The 3310-nt window shown below is 27.5% G+C and carries 4 protein-coding genes; all 4 read left to right on the top strand.

All coding sequences use genetic code 11. The features are described from left to right. The first annotated feature begins 2 nt into the window (after positions 1–2). On the top strand, positions 3–674 hold the full coding sequence (locus tag AJ886_RS10850) for a lysozyme inhibitor LprI family protein (protein WP_261662842.1): 672 nt from the start codon (positions 3–5) through the stop codon (positions 672–674). Continuing rightward, entirely contained in the window at positions 674–1555 is an 882-nt protein-coding gene (locus tag AJ886_RS07870; RefSeq protein ID WP_070261133.1) for a hypothetical protein, read from the top strand. The genes AJ886_RS10850 and AJ886_RS07870 overlap by 1 nt, the downstream gene beginning before the upstream one ends. A 122-nt stretch (positions 1556–1677) precedes the next feature. After that, positions 1678–3009, top strand: coding sequence for a hypothetical protein (locus AJ886_RS10700; protein WP_261662839.1), 1332 nt, complete (start codon positions 1678–1680; stop codon positions 3007–3009). Continuing rightward, positions 3006–3310 (top strand): bacteriophage T4 gp5 trimerisation domain-containing protein (locus tag AJ886_RS07855; RefSeq protein WP_410002371.1); only part of this gene is annotated, 305 nt, incomplete at its 3' end. The genes AJ886_RS10700 and AJ886_RS07855, both read left to right, overlap by 4 nt.

Raw genomic sequence — 3310 nt, 5'->3', positions numbered from 1 at the left:
CCATTAGTGCTAATGCACAATCCCCAAAAGAAGCCAAACCTAGTTTTGATTGTGCTAAAGCAAAAAGTAAGGTTGAAAAGATGATTTGTAATGATGAAAGTGGGGAGTTACAAAAACTTGATAGATATATGGCAAAGACATATAAAGAACTAAGACAGAATCTAAACAAAAATGAGCAAAATAAGCTTTTAACATCGCAACGATTATGGCTTCAAACCCTAAATCAATGCAAATCTAAAGAATGTGTAAAAGAGCTTTTGCAAAATAGAGTTGGAGAATTGCAAAATTACACAGCACACACGGGCAATGTGTGGCTTGGGACTTATACATTACAAGAAAATCTTTATATGGGGAGCTTTACAATAAAAAAGTGTGATAAGTTTAATATTTGTGAAGCTAGATATGAGGCTATCCTCCATAAAAGTGAATTTAATGATATGCACGAATGCGATATAACTTTGAAATTACAGATAAAATCTCAACAAGAAGCTATAGCTTTAAATGATGATAAGGATTTTGCAAATTGTAAAATTTATATTAGGAAAAATCAACAGGGTATTGTATTTATAAGAGATGAGAAAGTATTTAATTCACCCGATTATTTTTGTAGCACAATGTGTGGCAACCAAACGATATTTGAGTGGGGAGATATCTATAAAAAGGAAATGCAATAATGCTTTATGATGTTAAAAAATTAAATGAAAATGATTATAAAAAAGAATGTGCAAAGCTTCTTATTGCTTTTGAAAATTCAAATTATAAACAAGAAAATGCTATACATATTGCAGGCAATGTAACTATTGGATATGGACTTGATTTAAAGACAGGAAATAATCCAAAGTTACTTTTAGAAGGGTATTTACCAGATGATTCTAAAAAACTTAAAATAGGAGATGAAGAATTAACTTTTTATGAAATTATAGAGAAATATAGAGCCAATAAGGCAGGTTTTACAGACCCAAAGATAGTAAAAGGTTATTTACAAAATAAAGTGTTTAATTTTTCGCTTACGCAAGAACAAGCCCAAGAAATTTTGGAAAGAACCTTTGATTCATATAAAAAGTATATATCACAATATATTGGCGATAACTTGTTGGAATATAGTCAAGAAAAAGCTTCCTTGGTTTCTTTACATTATCATGGCAGATTTAATAATATCAAAGATAATATTCGAGATTCTATTATCAAAAATTCGAGATTCCTATTGTGGTTTTTAATACGATACAAAACTAACCCAAAAAACTTTATTCCATTTCTTATTAGGGCTTGCGATGAAGCCGATATTTATCTATCTAATCCAAATATTAATAAAATAAGTCTTATTTTTGATGTGTTTTCTTACTTAAATATCAAAAGGGAAATAATTAAATATAGAATACATAAAATCAATACAAATAGAACAAGCTCCAAACAAGTTCATAAACAAGATACACTATATAATTTAGCACTTTGGTATGAAAACGATTTAGATTTTATACCTTATCAAGATTATATTATCGATTTAAAAAAATTCAAAAACTTAAACCAATTTCACAACTTACCAAAAAGCCCATAAATGATATTGTTGCAACCCTTAAGCCTCATTTAGATTACCTAAACACCCTCACTCAAAAAAATTTTAGCTTAGATAATATTTATTGTATTGCTAATTATTGTGAGAATTTAGGTGCTAATAAATTGGATAATGTTGCCTTGCTTAATAAAACTTTAAGACAAAAGTTTGAAAAACTAGAAGCAAATACACCCCATAATATTCTTATACTCTATCCAAATCCCACTCCATCTATTATACAAATAGAACAACCTAAAAATACTTTTATTACTTTACTTATAGGAGCAAAAGCAAAAATAGATTGTTCTAAATTAATAGAAGATCAATGTGAGCTAATGTATTTAAAATATGATCCAACACAAGAAGAACAACAAGCAATTAATCCACAAGCTTTTTCTTGTAGCACCCAAGAAGAACTTATTTTAAAAAAAGAAGATGAAATATACTTTAAAGCAGTAAAAAACAATATATCATATTTTATTAATAAAAACGATGGAATTTTAAAAGTTGCTCTTACTAGCAATGAAGAAAATGCTATAGAATTATACAGTTTTGCTAAAGAAAACCAATTTAAAATTTTACAAGATAAAGCCTCAAAGATGCTAAAAATCTATTTAAAACTAGAAAGGTATAGTAGCGAAGAGATTTTATCGCATAGAGGAGGGAATTTTGAATTAACACTTAATAATCTTAAGATTTTAGATAAAAATGGAAATAATCATGAAACCATCACTAAAATATTTCTTCATAATTGTGAGAACAGAAGGATTTATGAAAGTTTAAAGCTAGAGTATCAAGAAGGCATTTATAAGAGCAGTTTCAAGATTGATTTAATTTTAGATGAAAACTCTTCTTTTTTTAAAAGAGCTACAAAATGTATTATAGCTACAAAAACCTTAGAAGGCTTTAGCACAAGTCAAATGCATAAAATTGGAAATGTGGCAATAGTCTCTTTAAGTTCTGCAGATAAGCAAGGAGGTTGTTATACTTTTACAAATAAGGTAAGTATGCAAGATTTTGGAGAAAATCTTTATTTAGATACTGAGACAAATGGGTATGAAAAACAAATAAAAAATTCAAGAGAGAATTTATATATCACAAATTTGAAAGCTTATAAAGAAAAAGAACAGCAAAATACTACTGATAAAATCCCTTACAATGAAACTATTTTTGTTAGAGCTTACTTAAATAATGAGGAGAAATTTTTCTTCGATGAGACAATTAAATGGGCATATTGTGTAAAAAAAGAAGAGGAATTAGAATGCAATCAATCTAAAATTAAGATTTTAGAAAATCTTCAAGGAAATGATATAACCTTTAATACTTCTATGCTTTCACAAAATGATAGGAATATACTTTATAATATGAATGAAAAATATCAATTAATTTTATTTGCCTATTTTAACACACCTGCTTTTAAAACAACACAAGGAATAACGCATTTAGTGTTAAAATGACTAAAGATTTAAATTATGCAAAAAAAGCCATTGAACTTACCCTCTCAAATATAAAAGATAAAGAACAAATTTATTTAAAAGCCCAAAAGGATTATGATGAATTAGTCCAGCATAATTTCACTCAAAGAATCTTAAATGATAAAGATTCTATAGTGGATGGAATTTATAATGAAAGGATTAAAAAGATTCATACTCAAACCATAGACTTAGCTAAAAATGTCAATGTAGGAGGAGAATACTTAACTAATGTAGGCTTATCTAAAGATACCATAGTAGGATTAAGCAATACCTTAAATGTAGG

The organism is Campylobacter sp. BCW_6465 (assembly GCF_001762815.1).
GTDB classification, from domain to species: domain Bacteria; phylum Campylobacterota; class Campylobacteria; order Campylobacterales; family Campylobacteraceae; genus Campylobacter_D; species Campylobacter_D jejuni.
The sequence above is the reverse complement of the archived record's forward strand: the minus strand, read 5'-3'. Positions and strand labels throughout refer to the sequence as shown.